At 70.0% G+C, this 23,685-nt stretch carries 22 protein-coding genes; 4 read left to right on the top strand and 18 right to left on the bottom strand.

Annotated elements, in window-relative coordinates; genetic code table 11:
* The first annotated feature begins 75 nt into the window (after positions 1–75).
* Entirely contained in the window at positions 76–2,304 is a 2,229-nt protein-coding gene (locus OG984_RS04255; RefSeq protein WP_328530402.1) for an acyltransferase family protein, read from the top strand.
* A 3-nt stretch (positions 2,305–2,307) separates the two neighbouring features.
* Here the strand turns inward: OG984_RS04255 and ligD are convergent, their stop codons facing one another.
* Positions 2,308–3,267, bottom strand: a complete 960-nt coding sequence (ligD, locus tag OG984_RS04250) for a non-homologous end-joining DNA ligase (RefSeq protein WP_328530401.1) — start codon at positions 3,265–3,267, stop codon at positions 2,308–2,310.
* 68 nt (positions 3,268–3,335) lie between these two features.
* Here ligD and OG984_RS04245 point away from each other — a divergent pair, with 68 nt between their 5' ends.
* Positions 3,336–4,067, top strand: a complete 732-nt coding sequence (locus tag OG984_RS04245) for an AAA family ATPase (protein ID WP_328530400.1) — start codon at positions 3,336–3,338, stop codon at positions 4,065–4,067.
* A 5-nt stretch (positions 4,068–4,072) separates the two neighbouring features.
* On the opposite strand, the gene OG984_RS04240 is transcribed toward OG984_RS04245, so the two are convergent.
* The 15 genes from OG984_RS04240 to OG984_RS04170 form a co-directional block, all read right to left on the bottom strand.
* Positions 4,073–5,422, bottom strand: a complete 1,350-nt coding sequence (locus tag OG984_RS04240) for an RsmB/NOP family class I SAM-dependent RNA methyltransferase (RefSeq protein WP_328532320.1) — start codon at positions 5,420–5,422, stop codon at positions 4,073–4,075.
* A gap of 91 nt (positions 5,423–5,513) precedes the next feature.
* Positions 5,514–6,434: a methionyl-tRNA formyltransferase gene (gene fmt, locus OG984_RS04235; protein WP_328530399.1), complete on the bottom strand. Its 921-nt coding sequence runs from the start codon at positions 6,432–6,434 to the stop codon at positions 5,514–5,516.
* Positions 6,434–6,979, bottom strand: a complete 546-nt coding sequence (gene def / locus OG984_RS04230; protein ID WP_008356739.1) for a peptide deformylase — start codon at positions 6,977–6,979, stop codon at positions 6,434–6,436. The genes fmt and def overlap by 1 nt, the downstream gene beginning before the upstream one ends.
* Positions 6,980–7,034: 55 nt before the next feature.
* Positions 7,035–9,122 carry a primosomal protein N' gene (locus OG984_RS04225; protein ID WP_328530398.1) on the bottom strand — a complete coding sequence of 696 codons (2,088 nt, stop codon included), beginning with the start codon at positions 9,120–9,122 and terminating at the stop codon, positions 7,035–7,037.
* A 175-nt stretch (positions 9,123–9,297) separates the two neighbouring features.
* Entirely contained in the window at positions 9,298–10,497 is a 1,200-nt protein-coding gene (metK, locus tag OG984_RS04220; RefSeq protein ID WP_328530397.1) for a methionine adenosyltransferase, read from the bottom strand.
* 128 nt (positions 10,498–10,625) lie between these two features.
* A complete protein-coding gene (gene coaBC / locus OG984_RS04215) occupies positions 10,626–11,837 on the bottom strand; it encodes a bifunctional phosphopantothenoylcysteine decarboxylase/phosphopantothenate--cysteine ligase CoaBC (RefSeq protein WP_328530396.1) in 1,212 nt (403 codons plus the stop codon).
* 67 nt (positions 11,838–11,904) lie between these two features.
* The gene (rpoZ, locus tag OG984_RS04210) at positions 11,905–12,234 is read right to left on the bottom strand and encodes a DNA-directed RNA polymerase subunit omega (RefSeq protein WP_328530395.1); all 330 of its coding nucleotides are present in this window, start codon (positions 12,232–12,234) and stop codon (positions 11,905–11,907) included.
* A 7-nt stretch (positions 12,235–12,241) separates the two neighbouring features.
* Entirely contained in the window at positions 12,242–12,877 is a 636-nt protein-coding gene (gmk, locus tag OG984_RS04205) for a guanylate kinase (protein WP_328530394.1), read from the bottom strand.
* Positions 12,874–13,194, bottom strand: a complete 321-nt coding sequence (gene mihF, locus OG984_RS04200; RefSeq protein ID WP_008356752.1) for an integration host factor, actinobacterial type — start codon at positions 13,192–13,194, stop codon at positions 12,874–12,876. Before mihF ends, gmk begins: the two co-directional genes overlap by 4 nt.
* A gap of 188 nt (positions 13,195–13,382) precedes the next feature.
* Complete coding sequence (locus OG984_RS04195; RefSeq protein ID WP_328530393.1) at positions 13,383–13,832, bottom strand: hypothetical protein; 450 nt, start codon at positions 13,830–13,832, stop codon at positions 13,383–13,385.
* A 126-nt stretch (positions 13,833–13,958) separates the two neighbouring features.
* Complete coding sequence (gene pyrF, locus OG984_RS04190) at positions 13,959–14,786, bottom strand: orotidine-5'-phosphate decarboxylase (RefSeq protein ID WP_328530392.1); 828 nt, start codon at positions 14,784–14,786, stop codon at positions 13,959–13,961.
* The gene (locus OG984_RS04185; RefSeq protein ID WP_328530391.1) at positions 14,783–15,823 is read right to left on the bottom strand and encodes a quinone-dependent dihydroorotate dehydrogenase; all 1,041 of its coding nucleotides are present in this window, start codon (positions 15,821–15,823) and stop codon (positions 14,783–14,785) included. Before OG984_RS04185 ends, pyrF begins: the two co-directional genes overlap by 4 nt.
* A gap of 79 nt (positions 15,824–15,902) precedes the next feature.
* Complete coding sequence (carB, locus tag OG984_RS04180; protein WP_328530390.1) at positions 15,903–19,238, bottom strand: carbamoyl-phosphate synthase large subunit; 3,336 nt, start codon at positions 19,236–19,238, stop codon at positions 15,903–15,905.
* Between the two features lie 3 nt (positions 19,239–19,241).
* Positions 19,242–20,378 carry a glutamine-hydrolyzing carbamoyl-phosphate synthase small subunit gene (gene carA, locus OG984_RS04175; RefSeq protein WP_328530389.1) on the bottom strand — a complete coding sequence of 379 codons (1,137 nt, stop codon included), beginning with the start codon at positions 20,376–20,378 and terminating at the stop codon, positions 19,242–19,244.
* Positions 20,379–20,533: 155 nt separating this feature from the next.
* Complete coding sequence (locus OG984_RS04170) at positions 20,534–21,478, bottom strand: AIM24 family protein (RefSeq protein WP_328530388.1); 945 nt, start codon at positions 21,476–21,478, stop codon at positions 20,534–20,536.
* Between the two features lie 112 nt (positions 21,479–21,590).
* On the opposite strand from OG984_RS04170, the gene OG984_RS04165 reads away from it, so the two are divergent.
* Entirely contained in the window at positions 21,591–22,094 is a 504-nt protein-coding gene (locus tag OG984_RS04165; protein WP_328532319.1) for an endonuclease V, read from the top strand.
* 149 nt (positions 22,095–22,243) lie between these two features.
* Here OG984_RS04165 and OG984_RS04160 read toward each other — a convergent pair whose 3' ends face one another.
* Positions 22,244–22,813, bottom strand: coding sequence for an NUDIX domain-containing protein (locus OG984_RS04160; protein ID WP_328530387.1), 570 nt, complete (start codon positions 22,811–22,813; stop codon positions 22,244–22,246).
* 154 nt (positions 22,814–22,967) lie between these two features.
* Between OG984_RS04160 and OG984_RS04155 the strand changes: the two genes are divergently transcribed.
* On the top strand, positions 22,968–23,159 hold the full coding sequence (locus OG984_RS04155) for a type II toxin-antitoxin system VapB family antitoxin (protein WP_328530386.1): 192 nt from the start codon (positions 22,968–22,970) through the stop codon (positions 23,157–23,159).
* Here OG984_RS04155 and OG984_RS04150 read toward each other — a convergent pair.
* Complete coding sequence (locus OG984_RS04150) at positions 23,143–23,577, bottom strand: hypothetical protein (RefSeq protein WP_328530385.1); 435 nt, start codon at positions 23,575–23,577, stop codon at positions 23,143–23,145. The genes OG984_RS04155 and OG984_RS04150 overlap by 17 nt on opposite strands.
* Positions 23,578–23,685 lie beyond the last annotated feature (108 nt).

Below are 23,685 nucleotides of genomic sequence, written 5' to 3'. Positions count from 1 at the left end.
GGATCGGCCGGTTACGAGAGTTATCGTCGCGACGAATGTGACGGATGCGCTTGGCTGAGGGAGGTGCGGCTGCCCGTGAGCTCGACGACCGGGAGCGCGACCTCGTCTCGGCAACGCCTCGACATCCAGGGCCTGCGCGCGATCGCGGTGCTCGCGGTCGTCGCGCTCCACGTCGGCTTCGGGTCGCTGACCGGCGGCTTCGTCGGCGTCGACGTCTTCTTCGCGATCTCGGGCTTCCTGATCACCCAGCAGCTGATGCGGCAGGTGCGCACCGAGGGCCGGGTCAGCCTGCTCGGCTTCTACGCTCGCCGGGCCCGGCGGATCCTGCCCGCGGCGACCGTGGTCCTGCTCGCGACGGTGGTCTACGCCGCGTTCTTCCTCGGCTTCGTACGCACCCGTGAGATCGCCCTCGATGCGCTGTGGTCAGCGGCGTTCGCCGCCAACTTCCGGTTCGCGGCGCTGGAGACCGACTACTTCTCGGCCGCGCTGCCGCCGTCGCCGCTCCAGCACTTCTGGTCGCTCGCGGTGGAGGAGCAGTTCTACCTGGTCTGGCCGCTGATGATCCTGGGCTGCCTGTGGGTGCTGAAGCGGCGCAGCAAGCAGGCCGAGCCCGACCCGCGCGGGCGCAGGCGTGTGCTGGTCATCGCGCTCGGTGTCGTGATCGTGGCATCGCTGCTCGCCTCGGCGGTGCTGACCCGGACCAGCCCGGAGGCGGCGTACTTCTCGCCCTTCACCCGCGCCTGGGAGCTCGGCCTGGGCGCGATCGCGGCGATCGCGTTCCGCGACGACGGGCCGCAGGACGCGACCGCACGCTGGCGGGCGCAGGTGCTCTCCGCGTTCGGGATGTTCTTCATCGTGTGCGCCTGCCTGCAGTTCAACGACGCGACCCCGTTCCCGGGCACCCCGGCGCTCGTGCCCGTCCTCGGCAGCGTCTTCATCATCGTGGCCGGCACGTTGTGGCACGGCCCGACGGTGGTCGGCAGGCTGCTGTCGGTGCCGCCGCTGCAGGTGATCGGCAACTGGTCCTACTCGCTCTACCTGTGGCACTTCCCGGTGCTGGTCCTCGCCGAGCTGCAGCTGGGCCGTGAGCTGCACTGGTGGGAGCAGGTGCTCCTCGTGGCACTCGCGTTCGGCCTGGCGGGCCTCTCCTACCGCTTCGTCGAGGAGCCGTTCCGGCGCGGCGTCCTGTGGCACCGCCCGGCGCTGCGCAGGGCGGGCTCGCTGGGCCCGGTCGCGCTCTACCCGCTGAGCATCACCCTGGTCGCGGTGACCTGCTTCGGGGCCAACTCCTACGCCACCGGGGCCGCTCGCGACGGCTACCAGCCGGCGATCACGCTGGCCGAGGCGGACTCCTCCGCCTCCGCCTCCGCCTCCGCCGAGCAGTCCAAGGACTCCGAGCAGCCCGATCGCCCGGCGTCGAGCGACGCACCGCCGGCGGCCAAGGCGCAGGAGCCCGACCCGCTCCCGGCCCTGCTGAAGGCCTCGGTGCTCGCCGCCCGCAAGAACCAGCCCATCCCCACCAACCTGAAGCCGGGGCTCACCAACCTCTCCGACGACGTCGAGACTGTCGGTGCGTGCAACTACTACGCGACCAACGTACGCAAGCTGTGCCCGCGCGGGGACGTCGACGCCGAGAAGACGATGGTGATCATCGGCGACTCCCATGCCCGCCACTGGACACCCGCCGTCGAGGAGATCGCCGAGCGCTCCGGCTACCGCGCCTATGTGCTGGCGATGCCGCAGTGCACCGTCTCGCTGGTGACGCCCGACAAGATCGACAGCACCGACCCGATGACCTCGTGCGACGACTTCCACGACTTCATGCTCTCCTCGGTCAAGAAGCTCCGTCCCGACCTGCTGCTGATCTCCTCGCGCCCGATCAGCGCCGCCTACCACGACTCCTCGGGCCGCCACACCGACCGTGAGGACGTACGCCGCGCCGTCTACCGCGGCTACCAGCGGCTGCTGGCGCAGGTGAAGCCCGTCGCCAAGCGCACCGTGTGGCTGCGCGACGTCCCGGCGCTCGAGTTCGACCCGGCCACCTGCCTGAGCAGCAACAAGACGCTCTCGCCCTGCACCTACAAGCCGCTCGAGAGCCAGCAGGACGGCGCCGACCTGCAGATCCAGGCGGCCAAGTCCGCTCGTGTCGAGACCGTCGACCTCGACGACATGTTCTGTGACAGCGTCGGCATCTGCACGACGGTCGTCGGCGACACGATCACGCACCGCGACGGCCACCACCTCACCGCCACCTACTCCAAGGAGCTCGGGCGCACCCTGGGCGAGCGACTCGAGGTCTGGTGAGGGTCACTCCTCCTCGGGAGGCGTCCCCGCCCCGTCACGCTCGTCGCGGGCGGCCCATTCGAGCAGCGGCTCGATCGAGAACGGATGGTCGTCGATGTCGGCGTGGAGGTCACCGATCTCCGCGAACCGCGCAGGCACCGTACGCATCGTGAAGTCGCGCGGGTCGACGTCCTTGGTCTCCTCCCAGGCGATCGGGGTGGAGACCCTGCCGTCGGCGACGCCGCGGATCGAGTAGGCGCACGCGATCGTGTGGTCCCGGGTGTTCTGGTTGTAGTCGACGAACAGCTGCGCCGGGTCGCGATCCTTGCGCCACCATGCGGTGGTCACCAGCTTCGGTGCCCGGCGCTCGACCTCGCGGGCGAAGGCGTGCGCGGCGCGGCGTACGTCCTGGAACCCGTGCTCAGCCGGGATCCGGACATACACGTGCATCCCGGAGCCGCCACTCGTCTTCGGGTAGCCGACCGCGCCGAGCTCGTCGAGGATCTCGCGGACCACGCCGGCGACGGTCTGCACCGTCGAGAACGGGCAGTCGGGACCGGGGTCGAGGTCGATGCGCCACTCGTCGGGCTTCTCGGTGTCCTCGCGGCGGCTGTTCCAGGGGTGGAACTCGACCGTCGACATCTGGACCGCCCAGATCACCGCGCCGAGCTCGGTCACGCACAGCTCGTCGGCCGTGCGGCCCCAGCGCGGGAAGTAGAGGCGTACGGTCTCGATCCAGTCGGGCGCTCCCTGCGGGAGCCGCTTCTGGTGCACCTTCGGCCCGGCCAGGCCCTTGGGGAACCTGTGCAGCATGCACGGCCGCTCCCACAGCGCATTGACGATCCCCGGGCCGACGGCGAGGTAGTACTGCGCCACGTCGAGCTTCGTCGCGCCCGTCTCCGGAAAGTAGACCCGGTCGGGGTTGGAGATCCTGACGACACGGTTGTCGACCTCTATCTCCACCGACGGCGATGCCTTGGTCATGCTCGCCAGCGTAGGCCACGGATCCAGCGAAGACTCGGCGATCAGCACGCCCCTCTTATATTCGGGGCATGGACTTCGACCAGCCTCCCGTCGTACGCGTCGAGGCGGATCCCGCGCGTGAGCCGCTGCTCCCGGGCGAGTGGCCGCTGACCGTTCCGGCCGTCGCCCAGGTCGTCGAGAAGGGGCTCGATCTCGGCGCCGGTATCACGTTCCTGGTCGGGGAGAACGGCTCGGGGAAGTCGACGATCGTGGAGGCGGTCGCCGCGGCGTACGGTCTCAATCCCGAGGGCGGCTCTCGCAACACCAACCACTCGACGCGGGCATCGGAGTCACCGCTGAGCGACGTCCTCCGCCTCCAGCGCGGCCTGGGCTCCGCGCGCTGGGGCTTCTTCCTCCGCGCCGAGACGATGCACGGCTGGTACACCTACATGGAAGATCTGGGTGCCTCACCGGCGGGCGAGCCCGTGTTCCACGAGATGAGCCACGGCGAGTCCTTCCTCGCGGTGCTGCGCAACCGCTTCGACACGCCCGGCTTCTACTGTCTCGACGAGCCGGAGGCGGCGCTGTCGTTCATGTCCACGATGGGGTTGATCGCCACGCTCGACGAGGTGGTGCGCGACGGCGGGCAGGTGCTCTGCGCCACCCACTCGCCGGTGCTCGCCGCGATGCCCAGCGCCACCATCCTCGAGGTCGGCGACTGGGGCCTGCGCGAGACGACCTGGGAAGACCTCGAGCTCGTACGTCACTGGCGCAGCTACCTCGACGACCCGCGCCGCTACCTGCGCCACATCCTCGACTGAGAGCCTCACGCACGGGTGCGCCGCAGCAGCGCCAGGAACATCGCGTCGGTGCCGTGGCGGTGCGGCCACAGCTGCACCGTGCCCTCGATCGGCCCAGCGCTGTCGGGCACGCTGCCGACCGTGGCGCCGATGGGCTCGAGGCGTACGTCGGATCGGTCCCCGAGCACGCTCCGCACCACGCCGCTCGTCTCGGCGAGCACCGGCGAGCAGGTGGCGTAGAGCACCACGCCGCCCGGCCTGGTCAGGTCGATGGCCCGGTCGAGGAGGGAGCGCTGCAGGCCGACGAGTACGTCGAGGTCGGCCGTGCCGCGCCGCCACCGCGCCTCCGGTCGGCGGCGCAGCGCCCCCAGGCCGGTGCACGGGGCGTCGACGAGGATCCGGTCGAAGGTGGCGTCCTTGAACGGCGGCCTGGTCCCGTCGCCTGCGACGACGCCCGCGACCCCCTCGACGCGTGATCCGGCCGCGCGGTCGGTCAGGTTGGCCAGCACGAGCCCGGCGCGGTGCGGCTGGCGCTCGTTGGCGACCAGCGCGGCGCCCTGCTGCGCGGCCAGGGCCGCCAGCAGGGCCGACTTGCCGCCCGGTCCGGCGCAGAGGTCCAGCCAGGACTCCGCCCGGTCGTCGTCGCGTTCGATGGCCGCCTCGGCCAGAGCGATGGCCACGAGCTGCGAGCCCTCGTCCTGCACGCCCGCACGTCCCTCCGCGACCGCGGCGATCCCGGCCGGTGAGCCGGCGTCGAGGGTGACGCCGAAGGGCGAGTAGGACGTCGGCGTACCGCCGAGCTCGGCGACCGTCGCGCGCCCGGGACGGGCGACGAGCGTGACCGACGGCGGCACGTTGTCCGCCTCGAGGAGCGCGTCGATCTGATCGCGGCCGACGGCCTCGGCCAGTTGCTCGACGACCCAGCGCGGATGACTGAAGGCGACCGCGGCCCAGCCGTCGTGGTCCTTCTCGCGCGCGGGCGCGACCTCGGCGACCCACTCCTCGAGCGTGTTGCGGGTGACCTTGCGCAGGACGGCGTTGACGAAGCCCGCCGGTCCCTGCCCGACCTTGGAGCGGGCCAGGTCGACACTGGTCGAGATCGCGGCATGGTCCGGGACCCGCATGGAGAGCACCTGGTGGGCCCCCAGCCGCAGCACGTCGAGCACCTTCGCCTCGACCTTGGCCAGCGGCCGGTCGATGCACGCGGCCAGCACGGCGTCGTAGGTGCCCTGCTGCCGCAGCGTCCCCGAGGCCAGCTCGGTGGCGAAGGCCGCGTCGCGACCCTCCAGGCCGAGGCGGCCGAGGACGTGGGGCAGCACCAGGTTGGCGTACGCCTCGTCGACCCGCACCGCCTTGAGCACCTCGAACGCCGCCAGCCGCGCCGGGTCGGCGGGCTTGGTGCCGCTCCGCTCCCCCGGCCGCCGTGGTCCCTGAGGCCTGCGGCCCGGACGCCTACCCGGCTGTGCCCTATTCGAAGGCGACACCGGACTCCAGACGTACGCCGCGGGCCCAGTCGGCCGCCGGCATCTCCTTCTTGCCGAAGGCCTTCACGCGGCCCAGGCGGACGGCCGTCGTGCCGGTGCCGACGAGGACCTCGTTCTTGCGGACGACCAGCTCGCCGGGGGCAGCCTCGTCCTCGGTCATCGTGATCGGGCCGACCTTGAACCGCTCTCCGTCGAGCAGGGTCCAGGCACCCGGCGCCGGCGTGCAGGCGCGGACCTGTCGGTCGATGGCGACCGCGTTCTGCGTCCAGTCGATCTGAGCGTCCTCGACGGTGATCTTGTCGGCGTAGGAGACGCCGTCGGCGGGCTGCTCACGAGCCTCCAGGGAGCCGTCCTCGATCCCGTCGAGGGTGGAGACCAGCAGCGTGGCGCCACCGGCGGTGAGCTTCTCGAAGAGCGACCCGGAGGTCTCGTCAGGGGCCAGCGCCTGGGTCATGGTGCCGAAGACGGGCCCGGCGTCCATCGCCTTCACGATCCGGAACGTGGTCGCGCCGGAGATCTCCTCGCCGGCCCAGACCGCACGCTGCACCGGAGCCGCACCACGGTAGGCGGGCAGGAGCGAGAAGTGCAGGTTGACCCAACCGTGCGGCGGGATGTCCAGCGCCGACTGCGGCAGCATCGCGCCGTAGGCGACCACGGGGCAGCAGTCGGGATCCAGCGCCTTCAGCGCAGCCTGGAACTCGGGCTCGCGGGGATGCTCCGGCTTGAGCACCGGCACCCCCAGATCCTCGGCCCGCTGGGCGACCGGAGAGGGCACCAGCCGCTTGCTGCGGCCTTGGGCGGCATCGGGCCGGGTGACGACACCGACCAGCTCGTGGCGGGAGGCGGCGATCGCGTCCAGGGACGGTACGGCGACCTCCGGCGTGCCTGCGAAGACGACCCTCATCAGAACCCGAACCCGTTCGTCGCGTGCGGCGAGATCTTCACCGTCGGCTTCTCCAGGCCGAACCACTCCGACTCCCGGATCTCCTTCATCGCCGCCTTGCGCGCGGCCTCGTCGAGCCGGTCGATGAACAGGATGCCGTCGAGGTGATCGGTCTCGTGCTGGATGGCTCGGGCGAGCAGCTCAGAGCCCTCGATGGTCACCGGCTCACCGTGCATGTCGAAGCCCTTCGCCACGACCGACAGCGCGCGGCGGCAGTCGAAGGTGATGTCGGGCAGCGAGAGGCAGCCCTCTCCGCCGTCCTGCGTCTCCTCCGACAGGGTCAGGTCCGGGTTGACCAGGTGACCGACCTGGCCGTCGACGTACCAGGTGAAGACCCGAAGGCTCACCCCGATCTGCGGAGCGGCCAGTCCGGCGCCGGGCGCCTCGAGCATGGTGTCGGTCAGATCGGCAACGAGCTTGTGCAGCTCCTTGTCGAAGTCGACGACCTCGATGGCTGGCTTGCGCAGCACGGGGTCGCCGAAGAGTCGGATGGGCTGGACTGCCACTGTTCTCCTAGGTGGTCGAGCGTGTCGGGTCCACAATACGTGGGCTGAGCCTGGCTCAGAGCGTCGGCGGATCGACCTGGACGCGCACCGGGTCGAGCTTGCGCGCCGACCGCACCCGCTGCAGCTCCCCGAGCGCCTCGGTGAGCTTGGTGCCGAGAGACCGCGGGACGCGCACGACCGCGCGCAGCCGTGGCTCGCCGGTGGAGGTCGGCTCGGCAGGCACCGGTCCCAGGACCTCCGCGCCCGGCGGCAGCGCGAGCAGGGTGAGCGCGTCGTCGAGTGCGCCGGGCGTGCCGGTGATCGTGGCCATCCGCGAGGCCGGTGGCAGGTGGGCCTCCTGCCGTGCGGACGCCTCCCGCTGGGCGAACCCGGGCTGGTCCCAGCGCACCAGCGCCTGCAGCACCGGCAGCGCGGGGTCGCCGACGACCAGGACCCGCCCGCCGGGCCGCACCAGTCCGGCGGCGTTGCTCCAGCGGCGCAGCGCCTCCTCGTCCGTACGCAGGTCCGGCCGCCCCAGCAGCAGCCAGGTGTCGAGCAGCAGCACCGCGGAATAGCCGCTACCGGTGGTCGAGCCTGTCGAGACCACGGGCTCGGCACCGATCGTCGCGACGACGATGGCAGGGGTCCCCGGCACGGTCTGCTTCACCGCCCCCGCCGACGAGGTGACCACCCGCACCCCGGCGAAGGAGCGACCCATCTCCTCGGCCGTACGCGCCTCGCCGATGATCGGCGCCCGCAGGCCGAATCCTCCACAGGCGCCGCACGCCCATGCCGCCTCGACGTGTCCGCACCAGGCGCACGTCGGCGGCGCGGCCGGTCCGCCGAGCTGCAGCGGCCCCTGACAGGCCGAGCACCTGGCCGGCGTACGGCACCGGTCGCAGGCCAACGAGGCCGCATATCCGCGGCGTGGGGTCTGGAGCAGGACCGGTCCGGTGGCGAGCGCGGCGCGGATCGCCTCGTGCGCCTCGCGGGGCACCCGGGAGGCTCGGGTGAGCGGGTCCTTCTCGAGGTCGAAGTCGGTGTCGCCGGTGATCTCGATGCTCACCCGCTGCCTGGCCAGGGCACGCGTCGGGCGGATCTCCTGGGCCCAGCCGGTCTCGGCCAGGAACCCGGCCTCCACGGTCCGTGCGAAGCCGCCCACGAGCGCGGCCGCCTGCTCCTGCTCGGCCCGCAGCAGCAGCACGTCACGCGCGTGCGGGTAGGGCGAACGCTGCTCGGCGAGCAGGTCGTCGCCGTCGTCCCAGACAACCACGAGCCCGAGGTCGCGCACCGGCGCGAAGGCCGCGGCACGGGTGCCGATCGCCACCTTCACCGCGCCTCGGGAGACCCGCAGGAACTCACGGTAGCGAGACGCCGGCCCGGCGTCGGCGGCCAGCACGGCGTGCCGGCCCTCCCCCAGCACCGCCGTCATCGCGGTGTCGAGGCGGGCGAGGTCCTTCCAGTCGGGCACCACGACCAGCGCACCGCGTCCGGAGGCGAGCGTCGCCGCGGTGGCGTGCGCGATCAAGTCGGCGTGGTCGGTGCCGGCCGCGGCGTGCCAGACCGCGCGCGGCGCTCCGCCGGAGGCCAGGTGTCGCAGGAATGCGGTTGCCGGCTCGTGACCCGCCCACGCAGCGGCCGCGGCAGCGGGATCGAATGCCGGGGCGATCGGCGGGGTCGGTGACGGCTCCTTCTCGGTCGATGCGTGCCGCGGAGGGATCGCGAGCCGGAGCACATCGGCCCGGGGACCTGCGTAGCGCCGGGCGACCGCCTCGCTCAACGCGGCCACCTGCGGGGTGAGCACCACCTCGGAGCTGACCACCCGCTTGAGCGGCTGCAGCTTCGCGTGCTCGGAGGCCTCGGCCCGGGCCACGACGAACCCGTCGACGTCCTTGGGTCCGAACCGCACCTTCACCCGCACCCCGGGCTGCGCCTCCTCGGCCATCGAGGCCGGGACGGCATAGTCGAAGGGCCGGTCCAGGTGGGCCATCGGCAGATCGACGAGAACCTTGGCGACCGGATCGATCTCGGCGGTCTCGGCCTCGGCGGCCTTGCGCGCACGCGTGGCCGCGGCCTTCGCCCGCCCCTCCTTGACCCGGTCGCGAACCAGCCCGGGCAGCTCCAACTCGGCTGCCCCGGCTGCCTCCTGCGGTCCCCGGCTCACAGAGGTCATTTCTACCAGCAGCCGCCGACAGGCAAGTGGCAGCGGCCTCGCGAAAACGTAGTCTGGCGCCCGTCCCACGGGACAGGCGCCAGACTTCTCAGGCAATTCCTGCACTTCTCGGGTGTTGCAATGCCCGAGAAGTGCAGGAATACCCGGTTAACCGGGTATTCCGACCTCAGGCGCCGGCAGCAGCCTTGAGCGCGTCGGCGCGGTCGGTGCGCTCCCAGGTGAACTCGGGGAGCTCGCGGCCGAAGTGACCGTACGCAGCAGTCTTGGCGTAGATCGGGCGGAGCAGGTCGAGGTCGCGCAGGATCGCGGCCGGGCGGAGGTCGAAGACCTCCAGGACGGCCTTCTGGATGTTGGCCTCGGGCACCGTGTGGGTGCCGAAGGTCTCCACGAAGACACCGACGGGCTGGGCCTTGCCGATGGCGTAGGCCACCTGGACCTCGGCGCGACGGGCCAGGCCCGCGGCGACGATGTTCTTGGCCACCCAGCGCATCGCGTACGCAGCCGACCGGTCGACCTTCGACGGGTCCTTGCCCGAGAAGGCACCGCCACCGTGGCGGGCCATGCCGCCGTAGGTGTCGACGATGATCTTGCGGCCGGTCAGGCCGGCGTCACCCATCGGGCCACCGACGACGAAGCGGCCGGTCGGGTTGATGTGGAGCTTGTAGCCGTCGAAGGGGACCGACGCCTTGAACTGCTCGAGCACCGGCTCGATGACGTACTTCTTGATGTCGGCGTGCAGCTGCTCCTGGGTGGTCTCCTCGGAGTGCTGGGTCGAGAGCACGACGGTGTCCACGCGCACGGCGCGGCCCTCGTCGTCGTACTCGATGGTGACCTGGGTCTTGCCGTCGGGACGCAGGTAGTCGAGCGTGCCGTCCTTGCGGACCGCGGTCAGCTTCTCGGCGAGCGTCTGCGCCATCTTGATGGGCAGCGGGAAGAGCTCGGGCGTGTCGTCGCACGCGTAGCCGAACATCAGGCCCTGGTCACCGGCACCCTGCAGGTCGAGCTCGTCGACCGAGGAGTTGAGACGGTGCTCCTCCGCGGTGTCGACGCCCTGGGCGATGTCCTGGCTCTGCGCGCCGATGGCGACCTGCACGCCGCAGGAGTGGCCGTCGAAGCCCTTGAGGGAGGAGTCGTAGCCGATGTCGAGGATCTTCTGGCGCACGAGCTGGGCGACCGGCGCGTAGGCGTCGGTGGTCACCTCGCCCGCGACCACGACCAGGCCGGTGGTGAGCAGGGTCTCGACAGCCACCCGGCTCTTGGGGTCGTGCTCGAGCAGGTAGTCGAGCACGGTGTCGCTGATCTGGTCGGCGATCTTGTCCGGGTGCCCCTCGGTCACCGACTCCGACGTGAAGAGACGTCCGGTCACGTGTAGCTCCGTTTCACAGGTTCGTGTGGTGGTTCAGGTCGATATACGTCAATCGTTCTGGTCGACAAACATAGACCCCGGATCCCAGGACTGCTGCGCTGGTCCTCATCGTGGCGCGGGGCGTGTCGTCAGTTCGTGCGTTGTTCATCCAGGCGTAAGGCGATCTGGTCCCAGATGACCTCTGCCAGAGCGGATTTCGCCCCTTCCTGCACGTCGACGTGGCCTCCGTCCGCATCCAGGATGACCGCCTTGTTGACCTCGCTGCCGAAGACGGCGCCACCGCTGACGTCGTTGACGACGAGCAGGTCGCACCCCTTCCGCTTCAGCTTGGCGGCGGCCAGTTCGAGCACCGAGCCGGTCGCGTCCCCGGTCTCGGCCGCGAAACCCACCACCACCTGACCCGGCTTGGTCCGGTTGTGGGAGATCTCGGCCAGGATGTCGGGGTTCTGCATCAGCTCGATCGTCGGCGCCGAGCCGTCGGAGGCCTTCTTGATCTTGGCCTCGCTCACCCCGGTCGGGCGGAAGTCGGCCGGTGCGGCCGCCATGACGATCGCGTCCGCACCTTCGGCGGCGGAGACGACAGCGTCGCGCAGCTCGGCGGTGGTGCCGACACGTACGACCTTCAGGCCGGCCGGGTCGGGCAGGGTGACGTTGGCCGCGACCAGCGTCACCTCCGCGCCACGGGCGGCCGCCGCACGGGCGATGGCGTAGCCCTGCAGACCCGAGGAACGGTTGCCGAGATAGCGGACCGGGTCGAGGAACTCCCGGGTGCCACCGGCCGAGACCACGACGTGTCGGCCGACCAGGTCGGCCCGGGCACCATGGGCGAGCACCGCGCGGCACAGCTCGAAGATCTCGCTCGGCTCGGGCAGGCGCCCCTTGCCGGTGTCCTTGCCGGTCAGCCGGCCCTCGGCGGGCTCGATGACGATGTTGCCGCGCTCTCGCAGCGTGGCCACGTTGGCCTGGGTGGCCGGGTGCTCCCACATCTCGGTGTGCATCGCCGGGGCGAAGACGACCGGGCAGCGCGCGGTGAGCAGTACGTTGCTGAGCAGATCGTCCGCGAGGCCGTGGGCCGCGCGGGCGAGCGTGTTGGCGGTCGCCGGCGCGACGACCACGAGGTCGGCCTGCTGCCCGATGCGTACGTGCGGGACCTCGGTGATGTTCTCGAAGACGCCGGTGGCGATCTCCTTGCCCGACAGCGCCGCCCAGGTGGGGGCCCCGACGAACTCGAGGGCGGAGGCCGTGGGGACCACGGTCACGTCATGGCCGGACTCGGTGAATCGGCGCAGCAGCTCGGCCGCCTTGTAGGCGGCGATGCCGCCGGCGACCCCTAAGACCACTTTCGGCCGCCTCTCGTCGAGAGCGGCGGCCGGGGTGGTGCTGTGGGTGGACAGCGAAGTGCCTAGATCAGAGGTCGGCGGCAGGCGCGTCGGCAGCAGCGGCCTGAGCGGCGGCAGCCTGGGCGGCCAGCTCGGCCGGGTCGATGTCCTCGCAGGTCAGCAGGTCCTCGTTGATCTCGCGCAGCGCGATCGAGAGGGGCTTCTCCTGAACGTGGGTGTCGACCAAGGGGCCGACGTACTCGAGCAGGCCTTCGCCGAGCTGGGAGTAGTAGGCGTTGATCTGGCGAGCCCGCTGGGCGCTGTAGAGAACCAGCTTGTACTTGCTGTCGGTCTTCGTCAGCAGGTCGTCGATCGAGGGGTTGGTCACGCCCTGGGCGTCGATCTGAGGGGCAGCCACGTGAGCCTCACTTGTCGGCTTGGTCGGATTTCTTGCTCGGGAGCCCGAGCGTCATCAAGGTTACCAACTCTTCGGCTGCCTGATGAACTTCGTGGTTCACGATGGTGACGTCGAACTCCTTCTCCGCCGCCAGCTCGACCCGCGCGGTCTCCAGGCGCCGCTCCCGCTCGGCCTCGGTCTCGGTGCCCCGGCCGACCAGGCGACGTACGAGCTCGTCCCAGCTCGGCGGGGCGAGGAACACGAAGATGGCCTCGGGCATGGTCTCGCGCACCAGCCGGGCGCCCTGCAGGTCGATCTCGAGCATCGCCGGGCGGCCCTCGGCCAGCGCCTTGACGACGGGACCGCGCGGGGTGCCGTAGCGGGCCATGTTGTGGACCGTGGCCCACTCCAGCAGCTCCCCGCCGGCGATCATCGCGTCGAACTCCTCGTCGGAGACGAAGAGGTAGTGCACCCCGTGGACCTCGCCCTCGCGAGGCTTGCGGGTCGTCGCCGAGACGGACAAGAAGACCTCGGGGTGGTCGTCGCGGACCGCCGCGGAGACGGTGCCCTTGCCGACCGCGGTCGGGCCGGCCAGGACCACCAGTCGCTTCTCCTGGCTCTCGCCGGCTCCGGTCGGGGCCTTCTCGTCCGTCATCAGACTCATCGGCGAGCGAACTCCTCGACCAACGCGGCCACCTGCTTGGGGCCGAGGCCCTGCACACGGCGGCTCATCGCGATGCCGAGACGCTCCATCATCTGGGTTGCCCGCACCTCACCGAGGCCGGGGTGGGAGGTCAGCAGGTCGATCACCTTCATCTTGCCGACGACCTCGTTCTTCTTCCCCTCCTCGATGACCTCGATGACGGACATGCCGCCAGTGCGGACCTTGTTCTTGACAGCAGCCCGCTCCTGGCGCGAGGCCGCGGCTTTGGCGAGCGCGGCAGCGCGCTGTTCAGGGGTGATGTCCGGAGGCAGAGCCACGAAGACTCCCTTTCACGATCAAATGTGTAGTCAACAGGGCAACCGGGTCGCGCGGTACAGGGATCGTGCCCCCCGGCTGAGCGCTGAAAGTAAGCGCTCGCGCCAATCTAGCCATTACGTTGCCGGGGCGGCAATCGGGGTCGCCTATCTGGTGTCCATCTGGTTCCCAAGATGGTTCCCACGATGGTTCAGAGGGTCAGCGACGTGTGACAGACGTCCCGGGCGTGCTGCTGGACGCGTACGGACGCCTCCTGGGTCTTCGTGCTGCTCACCTTCGTGGCCGCGTCGGCGATCCTCTTCGCCTCGGCGTCGCCGACGCCCTCGGGCGGCTCGCCGTCCTCGAACTCGTCGGCCGAGACGCCGGCGTCGTCCAGAGCGGTGCGGAGCCCCGAGATCGCCCCGGTGAGCGTCTTCCAGTCCTTCTCGATGTCGTCGGGGGCGTTGCTCTCGAGGTCCTCGAAGACCGGCAGGGCCGCGATCAGGCCATCCGTGCCGCCCTCCCCCAGCGTGTTCGTCAGCTCCTCCTGGTGCCCTCTCAGGGACTCGCAGTAGCTCTCGATCGGGTCACCGCACGAGCTCAGGCTCGTGGCGAGGATCGGCAGGACGAGGAGTCGGGCGGCCATCCGGAGACTGGTCATCGGCCTAGTTTGTCAGGCACGGGGGTGGGCGGTTGGTCTAGGTATGCAGCGGAACCGTCTCTTCCCGTGCGGAGCTCCGCTTGGGAAGCGACGGTTCGTCTGCATACCTAGACGAACCGGCGGCCGTCAGCCGAGCTCGTCCCGCAGCCGCAGCGCCTCGTCGCGCAGCGCGGCCACGTCCGGACCCTTCCGCAGCAGCCCGCGGCTGGTGCTGGCGACCACGTGGGCGTTGGCGGAGCCGAAGATCCGGGCGAGGTCGCCCGGGGTGCCGCCCTGCTCACCGAAGCCCGGCGCCAGGATGGGGCCGTTGAACCCGAAGTCGTACGCCACGCCGGCACCGTCCGCACCGTCGATCGTCGCGCCGACGACCGCGCCGAAGGAGCCCAGCGGCGTCTCGGCCTCGTTGAGCCGGCGCAGATGGTCGAGCATCACCCGGCCGACGCTGCGGCCGTCCTCGACCGTCGCGTGCTGCACCTCGGGGCCCTCCTTGTTGGAGGTCAGGGCGAGCACGAACAGCCCGGCGTCGAACTTCGTGGCTGTCTCGACGAACGGCGTCAGCGACCCGAAGCCCAGGTAGGGGCTCACCGTCACCGCGTCGGAGCCCAGCGGGCTGGCGGGATCGAGGTAGGCGTCGGCGTAGGCCTGGCTGGTGGAGCCGATGTCACCGCGCTTGATGTCGAGGAGCACCAGCGCACCGGCGGCCTTCGACTCGGCGATGACCCGCTCCAGGACGGCGACGCCACGCGAGCCGAAGCGCTCGTAGAAGGCGCTTTGCGGCTTGACGACGGGGACGTACGGAGCGAGGCCCTCGACCGCGGTCAGGGCGAACCTCTCCAGGCCGGCGAGGTCGTCGTTGAGCCCCCAGTCGAGGAGCAGCGAGGCGTGCGGGTCGATCCCGGCACAGAGTCGCCCGCGCTCGGCGAGCGCTGCGACGTAACGGGCACCGAAGCTCATCGAGCCACCCCGTTCGCGATCCGGCGGGCGTAGAGCGGGCCCTCGTAGATGAACCCGGTGTAGCCCTGGAGCAGGTCGGCACCGGCCGCGAGGCGCTCGCGGGCGTCCTCGACGGTGGCGATGCCACCCACGCCGACCAGAGTCATCTCGGGGCTGACCCGACTGCGGAGCAGCCGCAGGACGTCGAGCGCCCGCGCCTTCAGCGGGGCACCCGAGAGGCCGCCGGCACCGGCCGCGGTGATCTCGGCGGGCGAGGAGAGGAGATGCTCGCGGCCGATGGTGGTGTTGGTCGCGATGATCCCGTCCAGACCGATGGCGCTGGCCAGATCGGCGACCTCGACCACGTCGGAGTCGGCCAGGTCTGGCGCGATCTTGACCAGCAGCGGGACCCGGTGCTTGGTGACCTGGTCGGCGATCGAGCGCACGTGCTCCAGCAGCGGCTGCAGCTTCTCGACGGACTGCAGGCTGCGCAGGCCGGGCGTGTTGGGCGAGGAGACGTTGACGACCAGATAGTCGGCGTAGGGCGCCAGCAGCCGCGCCGACTTGGCGTAGTCGGCCTCGACCGCGGCCTGGTCGTCCTCGGGCACGAGCTTCGTCTTGCCGATGTTGATGCCGAGGATCGGCCCGCCGGTGGCCGTGCCGCGCCGCTCCAGGCGGCTGGCCAGCCGGGCGGCGACCGCCTCGGCACCGTCGTTGTTGAAGCCCATCCGGTTGATCACCGCGCGGTCGGCGGGCAGCCGGAAGAGCCGCGGAGCCGGGTTGCCCGGCTGGCCCTCACCGGTGACGGTGCCGATCTCCACGTGGCCGAAGCCGAGCCCGCCCAGGGCGTCGATCCCGACCGCGTTCTTGTCGAAGCCCGCGGCCAGCCCGATCACGTTCGGGAAGGTGAGCCCCATGGCGTGCACCGGGGAACCCGGCGTACGCGTCCTGGACAGCGCCGGGCCGGCGGCCCGAATCGCGGCGAACGCCTGCTGGTGGACCCGCTCCGGATCGGTCTTCGTCAGGACCTTGTCGAACAGCGTCCGATAAGCCCTCATGCCGCCACCTCCGTAGAGGAGGAGCAACGATACGGACGCGGCAGCATTTTGCCCTGATTGTTCGCTCGCTTGCGCTCGCTCACCGGGCCGACACCCCGCCGTCGTGGTGGCCGACGACGTCGCGCCATTCCTGCAGGCTGCGTACGTCGATCTCACCGCGCCGCAGCGCCTCGATGCCCTGCACCGCGGCGCCGAGGCCCTGGACCGTGGTGATGCAGGCGATGTTGGCCATCACCGCGGCCGTGCGGATCTCGTAGCCGTCCATGCGGGCGGACTTGGCGTTGGAGGTGCCGTTGGGCGTGTTGATGACCAGGTCGACCTCGCCGCCGAGGATCCGCTGCACGGTGGTCTTCTCGCCGTCGGGACCGACACCCTCGGAGTGCTTGCGCATCTGCCGGGTGGCGACGCCGTTGCGGCGCAGCACCTCGGCGGTGCCCTCGGTCGCGAAGATCTCGAAGCCGTGGTCGGCGAGCACCTTGATCGGGAAGATCATGGTGCGCTTGTCGCGGTTGGCCATGCTGACGAAGATCCGTCCGGACGTCGGCAGCGGGCCGAACGCGCCGGCCTGGCTCTTGGCGAACGCGCGGCCGAAGTCGGAGTCGAGCCCCATCACCTCGCCGGTCGACTTCATCTCCGGGCCGAGCACGGTGTCGACCTGCTGGCCCTCGGGCGTGCGGAACCGGTTGAACGGCATGACCGCTTCCTTGACCGCGATCGGCTGGTTGGGAGGCAGCGCTCCCCCGTCACCGGTCGTCGGCAGCACCCCGGCCGTACGCAGCTCCGCGATCGACTCGCCGAGCATCACCCGCGCCGCGGCCTTGGCCAGCGGCGTCGCGGTCGCCTTGGAGACGAACGGGACGGTGCGCGAGGCGCGCGGGTTGGCCTCGATGACGTAGAGCACGTCGGAGCCGAGTGCGTACTGGATGTTGAGCAGGCCGCGTACGCCCACACCTTCGGCGATCGCCAGGGTGGCGGTGCGGATCCGCTCGACCTCGGCCGCGCCGAGGGTGATCGGCGGCAGCGCGCAGGAGGAGTCGCCGGAGTGGATCCCGGCCTCCTCGATGTGCTCCATGACGCCACCCAGGAACAGGTCGGTGCCGTCGTAGAGGGCGTCGACGTCGATCTCGACCGCGTCGTCGACGAACTTGTCGACCATCACCGGCTTGTCCGGGGTGACCTCGGTCGCGGCCTCGATGTAGGAGCGCAGCGCCTCGTCGTCGTAGACGATCTGCATGCCCCGGCCACCGAGGACGTAGGAGGGACGCACCAGGACCGGGTAGCCGATCTCGGCAGCGATCTCGCGGGCCTCGTTGAAGGTGGTGGCCATGCCGTGCTTCGGCGCGACCAGGCCGGCCTTGTGGAGCACCCGGCCGAAGGCGCCGCGCTCCTCGGCGAGGTGGATCGCCTCGGGGCTGGTGCCGACGATCGGTACGCCGTTGTCCTTCAGCGCCTGCGCGAGACCGAGCGGGGTCTGGCCACCGAGCTGGCAGATGACGCCGACGACGGGGCCGGCCTGCTGCTCGGCGTGGACGATCTCGAGCACGTCCTCCAGGGTGAGCGGCTCGAAGTAGAGCCGGTCGGAGGTGTCGTAGTCGGTGCTCACCGTCTCCGGGTTGCAGTTGACCATGACGGTCTCGTAGCCGGCCTCGCTCAGCGCGAGGGAGGCGTGCACGCAGGAGTAGTCGAACTCGATCCCCTGGCCGATCCGGTTGGGACCGGAGCCGAGGATGATCACGGCCTCCTTCTCCCGGGGCGCCACCTCGGTCTCCTCGTCGTAGGAGGAGTAGTGGTAGGGCGTACGTGCCTCGAACTCGGCCGCGCAGGTGTCGACGGTCTTGTAGACCGGGCGGATGTTCAGCGCGTGGCGGACGCCGCGGACGACGTCCGCGGTCATGCCGCGCATCTTGCCGAGCTGGTAGTCGGAGAAGCCGTGGCGCTTGGCGTAGCGGAGCACGTCGGCGGTCAGCTCGGGCGCCGCGATGATCTCCTGGGCGATCTCGTTGATCAGGAAGAGCTGGTCGATGAACCAGGGGTCGATCTTGGTGGACTCGAAGATCTCCTCCGGCGTCGCGCCGGCGCGGATCGCGTCCATGACCCGCTTCAGACGACCGTCGGTCGGGGTCTTGATCTCCTCGAGCAGCGCGGGCTTGTCGAGCTCGACGACCTCCTGGGTCCAGTCGAAGACCGCCTCGGGCTTCTCCAGGGACCGCAGCGCCTTCTGGAGAGCCTCGGTGAAGTTGCGGCCGATCGCCATCGCCTCGCCCACGCTCTTCATGTGCGTGGTCAGCGTGGTGTCGGCACCCGGGAACTTCTCGAAGGCGAACCGCGGGACCTTGACCACGACGTAGTCGAGGGTCGGCTCGAAGGACGCGGCGGTCGAGCCGTTCGGCCCGGTGGTGATGTCGTTCTCGATCTCGTCGAGGGTGTAGCCGATCGCGACCTTGGCGGCGATCTTGGCGATCGGGTAGCCGGTCGCCTTCGAGGCCAGCGCGCTCGAGCGGGAGACGCGGGGGTTCATCTCGATGACGATGATCCGGCCGTCGGCCGGGTTGACGGCGTACTGGATGTTGCAGCCGCCGGTGTCCACGCCGACGGCGCGGATGATGCCGATCGCGAGGTCACGGAGCTTCTGGTACTCACGGTCGGTCAGCGTCATCGCGGGCGCGACGGTGATCGAGTCGCCGGTGTGCACGCCCATGGGGTCGAGGTTCTCGATGGAGCAGACGATGACCGAGTTGTCCTTGCGGTCACGCATGACCTCGAGCTCGTACTCCTTCCAGCCGAGGATCGACTCCTCCAGGAGCACCTCGGTGGTCGGGCTGGCGGCGAGGCCGGCGCCGCCCAGGCGCCGCAGGTCGGCCTCGTTGAACGCGAAGCCCGAGCCGGAGCCACCCATGGTGAAGCTCGGCCGGATGACCAGCGGGTAGCCGAGCACCTCGGCGCCGGCGAGCAGGTCGTCGATGCTGTGGCAGATGACCGACTTGGCGCTCTCGCCGCCGAGCTCGGCGACGATCTTCTTGAACTCCTCGCGGTTCTCACCACGCTGGATCGCGTCGATGGTCGCGCCGATCAGCTCGACGTCGTACTTCTCCAGGATGCCGCGCTCGTCGAGCGCCACCGCGCAGTTGAGCGCGGTCTGGCCGCCGAGGGTCGCCAGCAGCGCGTCGGGGCGCTCCTTGGCGATGACCTTCTCGACGAACTCGGGGGTGATCGGCTCGACGTAGGTCGCGTCGGCGAACTCCGGATCGGTCATGATCGTGGCCGGGTTGGAGTTGACCAGGACGACCCGGATCCCCTCCTCGCGCAGCACGCGACAGGCCTGGGTGCCGGAATAGTCGAACTCGCAGGCCTGGCCGATGACGATCGGGCCGGAGCCGATCACGAGCACGGACTTGATGTCTTCGCGCTTGGGCATCGCTCAGACCTCCTTCGCCATGAGAGAGATGAACCGGTCGAAGAGGTAGGCGGCATCGTGCGGGCCGGCCGCTGCCTCCGGGTGGTACTGGACGGAGAAGCCCTTGAGCTTCCCGGTGTCGGCGTCCTTGAGCTCGAGGCCCTCGACGCAGTCGTCGTTGAGGTTGACGTGGGAGACGGTCGCGATGCCGTACTCGGTCTTCGTCTCCTCGCCGATCGGCGCGTCCACGGCGAAGCCGTGGTTGTGGGCGGTCACCTCGACCTTGCGGGTGGTGAGGTCCATGACCGGCTGGTTGATCCCGCGGTGACCGTACTTCAGCTTGTACGTCCCGAAGCCGAGCGCGCGGCCGAAGAGCTGGTTGCCGAAGCAGATGCCGAAGTAGGGGATGTCCTCGGCCAGCGCCGCCTTGAGCAGCTCGACCTGGCCGGTGGTCGCGGCCGGGTCGCCGGGGCCGTTGGAGTAGAAGAGTCCGTCGGGATTCGTGGCGAGGACGTCCTCGAGGGTCGCGGTCGCCGGGAGCACGTGCACCTCGATGCCGCGCTCGGCCATCCGCTCCGGGGTCATCTCCTTGATGCCGAGGTCGAGGGCCGCGACGGTGAACCGCTTCTCGCCCTGCGCGGGGACGACGTACGCCTCCTGGGTGCTGACCGCGTCGGAGAGGTTCGCACCGCTCATCTCGGCGGAGGCGAGCACCTTCTTCAGCAGGGCCTCGGGGTCGGTCTCGATCGTCGAGATTCCGACACGCATCGCGCCGCGCTCACGCAGGTGGCGGGTCAGGGCGCGGGTGTCGATGCCCGCGATGCCCACGACGGACTGGTCGCGGAGGTCGTCGTCGAGGGTGCGCTGGGCGCGCCAGTTGGAGGGGACGCGGGCCGGGTCGCGGACGACGTATCCGGCCACCCAGATCCGACGGGACTCGGGGTCCTCGTCGTTCACGCCGGTGTTGCCGACGTGCGGGGCGGTCATGACGACCACCTGCTGGTGGTAGCTCGGGTCGGTCAGCGTCTCCTGATAGCCCGTCATGCCGGTGGAGAAGACCGCCTCACCGAAGGTCTCACCCTCGGCACCGAACGACTCCCCCCGGAACGATCGACCATCCTCGAGTACGAGGAGTGCTTCTTTGTGGGCATGCAGCGGCACGCCGTACCTCCTTCTCCGCCTCACGGGACGGTGCTTAAAGGATGTCGGTCAACTTGCTGGTGACAGTATCAAGCAGATGCCGGTTGACGGCAGTTGGCGTCCGCCGCGTACGCCAGCATGTGACGTACGCGGCAGTCGCACCGGGTTGAACGCGCTCAGCTGTGCGAGTGGGGCGGCACGACCGCGCCCTCGGACGGCTGCACGATCACGAAGCCGGCGCCGTGGAACGCGACCTGGAACGCCTCGCCGCTGCCGCGGCCGATGAGCGCACCGGCGGTGAACGACTTCTGCAGGCTGGTCTGCAGGCCGAGGGACCAGCCGACGACAGCATTGGTGTCGGTGAAGGTCGGGGCCTCGCCCGCGTTGAGGACCACCGGGTCGCCCTCGGTGGTGACCGCGACCCAACCGGTGCCGCGCAGGGTCGTGTTGAAGAGGCCGCCGGTGAGCATGCCGGCGCCCTGGACCCGCTCGATGTTCCACTGCAGGCTGTTGGAGAAGGCGAGCACGTGGTCGCCGTTGATCGAGATGCCCGAGTTGTTCAGCTGGAGGATGTGGACCTCCTTGGCCGCGTCGGCCAGGAAGACGTCGCCCTGGCCCTCGACACCCATCAGGCTGAGACCCTCACCGGTGACGGCCTTCTTGAGGAACTTCCCCACGCCGCCGCCCTGGTACTTGAACTGCACGTTGCCCTGGTAGGCCACCATCGAGCCCTGGCGCGCCTGGAACGGCTCGCCCACGCGTACGCGCAGAAGCTTCTTGTTCTGCAGCACCGCGCCGTTGCCCTCGATCTCGGAGAAGCGACCGTCGATCAGGTCACCGGAGATCCCCGCGAACGCGTCGCCCGCGGGCTGCTGGGCCTGGGCGGGCTGCTGCCCGTACTGGGCCTGCTGCGCCTGGGCGTGGTCGCCGTACGCCGCCTGCACGGCCTGCGCCGACCCGACCTGCGTCGGAGCCTCCTGCTCCACGGTGGCCTGAGGCGGCGCCAGGGGCGCCGTCGACTGCTGCCCGCCCGTGGACACGTGCTCGGTCCACTGGCTCCCGTCGTAGTAGCGAAGCTCGGCCTGTCCGGTCGGGTCCGGGTACCACGCTGCGTCCGTCATCTCTAACCCTTGCGTTCACGGACCCACATCGGTCCTTCTCGCCTCCATCCTGGCATGTGCCTGATGCGCGACTCACCGGTGTTCCACACGCTCGCCCTAATCTGTGACCGTGATGACCAGGTTCGGGGCGGCCGACGTCCATTACCCGACATCCGGTGGGGGGCATGCCGCACTCGTGGTGAGCGACGAGGCGGCGCTTTGCGAGATCGTCGAGCAACATACGGCCTGGCTCGACGAGGTCGCCGACTACACCCCAGGCAGGTTCTACGAACGCGAACTGCCCGCGCTGACCGCCCTCCTCGCCGACGTCGATCCGCTCGATGTGCTGATCGTCGACGGGTACGTCGACCTTGCCCCGGACGGAACACCCGGTCTGGGGTGGCACGTATGGAAGGCCGGACTCGCTCCGGCGGTGATCGGCGTCGCCAAGACCGCATTTCGCAGCGCCAGCCACGCCGAGCCCGTTCTCCGCGGAACCTCGACCAGACCGCTGTACGTCACGGCCGCAGGCATGTCGCAGGCCGATGCCGCCGATCTTGTTCGCACCATGTCCGGCTCAGCCCGTCTCCCCGAGGCCCTACGACTTGTCGACCGACTCGCCCGGTCGGCGCACTGACCGGTCGGTCTCTGGATCAGCCGCCGGCATTCGTGCAAGAACTGCTTGCACCATCGCTGCGAGAGCCCTCTTCGAGCACCCTGGCGTTCAGCCATCTGACGGCAACCAACAGGGACAGGCCCGGAGTGAGGCTCAGGCTCCGAGAGTCTTCAGCTTGTCGAGCATCCGGCCCATGTGCGGGTCGAACGATCCTGGGTCGGCGGCGCGGATCTCGGACGGTGTCCATCAGCGCGCTGCGGCGTACTCCCGCTCGTCGGGTCGCAGCGGCTGGTGGCGGTCGTGAGCAAGGACGAACCAGAGGCTGACGTCGGTGTGCACGTCGGGCCGGTCCGGTCGGGTGTTGGTGATGGTGACCAGGAGCGGGCGCGGGCCGAGGGCGGGATGAACGCAGCCTCGACGCCGAGCTCCTCGATGCACTCGCGGCGTACGGTCTCGGCGGGATTCTCGCCGGGCTCGACATGGCCGCCGGAGGGTAGCCAGAGGCCGGACTTGCGGTGATCGCCCAGCAGCACGTGGCCGCTGACCGGGTCGACGAGCAGGAAGTAGGAGACCAGGTGCTTGGCCGGCGCGGTCGGGGCGGTGCTGCGCCGGAAGACGTCGTCGGTCATGCACAACCACGCCGACGCCTCGGCGATGTGGCCGATCTCCACGGCGTCCATCGGCTCGATCGAGTCCACCATGATCGCGATGTCGGTCAACAGTCGGTCCTCCGGGCTCATGGTCGAGCACCCTAGAGGCGAGCACCGACACCACGACTCCGCCCGGAAGCGGTTGAGTGCGACACGATGTGACGGTTGTCGCAGGTCATTGCGTTGCATGAGGCGCGCCGCTAGCGTTTCGATGTTTCATCACGATTACGTGCGGGGGTACGCAATGACCGAGACGTCGATCAGCATCGACGAGGAGCTGTTGGCCGAGGCGAGGAAGATCGCCGGCACGACGACCAACCAGGCTGCGATCGACCACGCGTTGCGTGACCTGGTCGAGCGGGAGGCCGCCGCCGCGGAGTTCGACCGCATCGTCGAGCGCGAGCTCGGCGACACGAAGGTCACGCTGGAGTTCTGACCTCCCCGAGCGCGTCCAGCGGGATCGGCCAGAAGTCGTGGTCGGTCGCGAGGTGGACGACATCGAGCGGCACCTCCGCCAGGACACACGCGTCGTAGAGCTCGGCGGCGTTCTTCCGGTCTGAGCGGTTCGGTGGGCCACCGCCCGGCCGGCACAGCAGGAGCTCGACCCTGTCGAAGCCGTGCGCATCGATCAGGTCATGCAGCATCGTGGCGAGGTTGGCGGCACCGTCACCGGCGATCTCCACCGGCAGCCCCTCGATCTGGCACAGCTGCGGGAACGGGATCCCGTCGGGGTCGACCAACATGAACCACAGCCGTGGCTCTGGCCAGCCGAGCGGGTTGATCAGATGTCGCCAGGCGGCCTCGACGTCGGCCTGGGTGCGGAGGACGGGAGCGTACGGGAGCTTGTCGGTCATGGGTCTACGGCACCATGGCCCGCACGCGAGGACAACGACGTTCCGAAGCCCTGTGGATAACGCTGCTCATCCACAGGGCTTCGCTCGTAAGTGGCCCGTCAGCGCCCT

Source organism: Nocardioides sp. NBC_00368 (assembly GCF_036090055.1).
GTDB lineage: Bacteria > Actinomycetota > Actinomycetes > Propionibacteriales > Nocardioidaceae > Nocardioides.
The sequence above is the reverse complement of the archived record's forward strand: the minus strand, read 5'-3'. Positions and strand labels throughout refer to the sequence as shown.

Bases quoted from the DNA above. Each gene is read 5' to 3' on its own strand.
- OG984_RS04245 (WP_328530400.1), top strand. From the start codon at position 3,336: ATGGACTTCGACCAGCCTCCCGTCGTACGCGTCGAGGCGGATCCCGCG.
- OG984_RS04165 (WP_328532319.1), top strand. From the start codon at position 21,591: ATGACCAGGTTCGGGGCGGCCGACGTCCATTACCCGACATCCGGTGGG.
- ligD (WP_328530401.1), bottom strand. From the start codon at position 3,267: ATGACCAAGGCATCGCCGTCGGTGGAGATAGAGGTCGACAACCGTGTC.
- gmk (WP_328530394.1), bottom strand. From the start codon at position 12,877: ATGAGTCTGATGACGGACGAGAAGGCCCCGACCGGAGCCGGCGAGAGC.
- OG984_RS04170 (WP_328530388.1), bottom strand. From the start codon at position 21,478: ATGACGGACGCAGCGTGGTACCCGGACCCGACCGGACAGGCCGAGCTT.
- OG984_RS04185 (WP_328530391.1), bottom strand. From the start codon at position 15,823: ATGAGGGCTTATCGGACGCTGTTCGACAAGGTCCTGACGAAGACCGAT.
- carB (WP_328530390.1), bottom strand. From the start codon at position 19,238: ATGCCCAAGCGCGAAGACATCAAGTCCGTGCTCGTGATCGGCTCCGGC.
- pyrF (WP_328530392.1), bottom strand. From the start codon at position 14,786: ATGAGCTTCGGTGCCCGTTACGTCGCAGCGCTCGCCGAGCGCGGGCGA.
- OG984_RS04160 (WP_328530387.1), bottom strand. From the start codon at position 22,813: ATGAGCCCGGAGGACCGACTGTTGACCGACATCGCGATCATGGTGGAC.
- OG984_RS04195 (WP_328530393.1), bottom strand. From the start codon at position 13,832: ATGACCAGTCTCCGGATGGCCGCCCGACTCCTCGTCCTGCCGATCCTC.
- fmt (WP_328530399.1), bottom strand. From the start codon at position 6,434: ATGAGGGTCGTCTTCGCAGGCACGCCGGAGGTCGCCGTACCGTCCCTG.
- OG984_RS04150 (WP_328530385.1), bottom strand. From the start codon at position 23,577: ATGACCGACAAGCTCCCGTACGCTCCCGTCCTCCGCACCCAGGCCGAC.
- OG984_RS04155 (WP_328530386.1), top strand. From the start codon at position 22,968: ATGACCGAGACGTCGATCAGCATCGACGAGGAGCTGTTGGCCGAGGCG.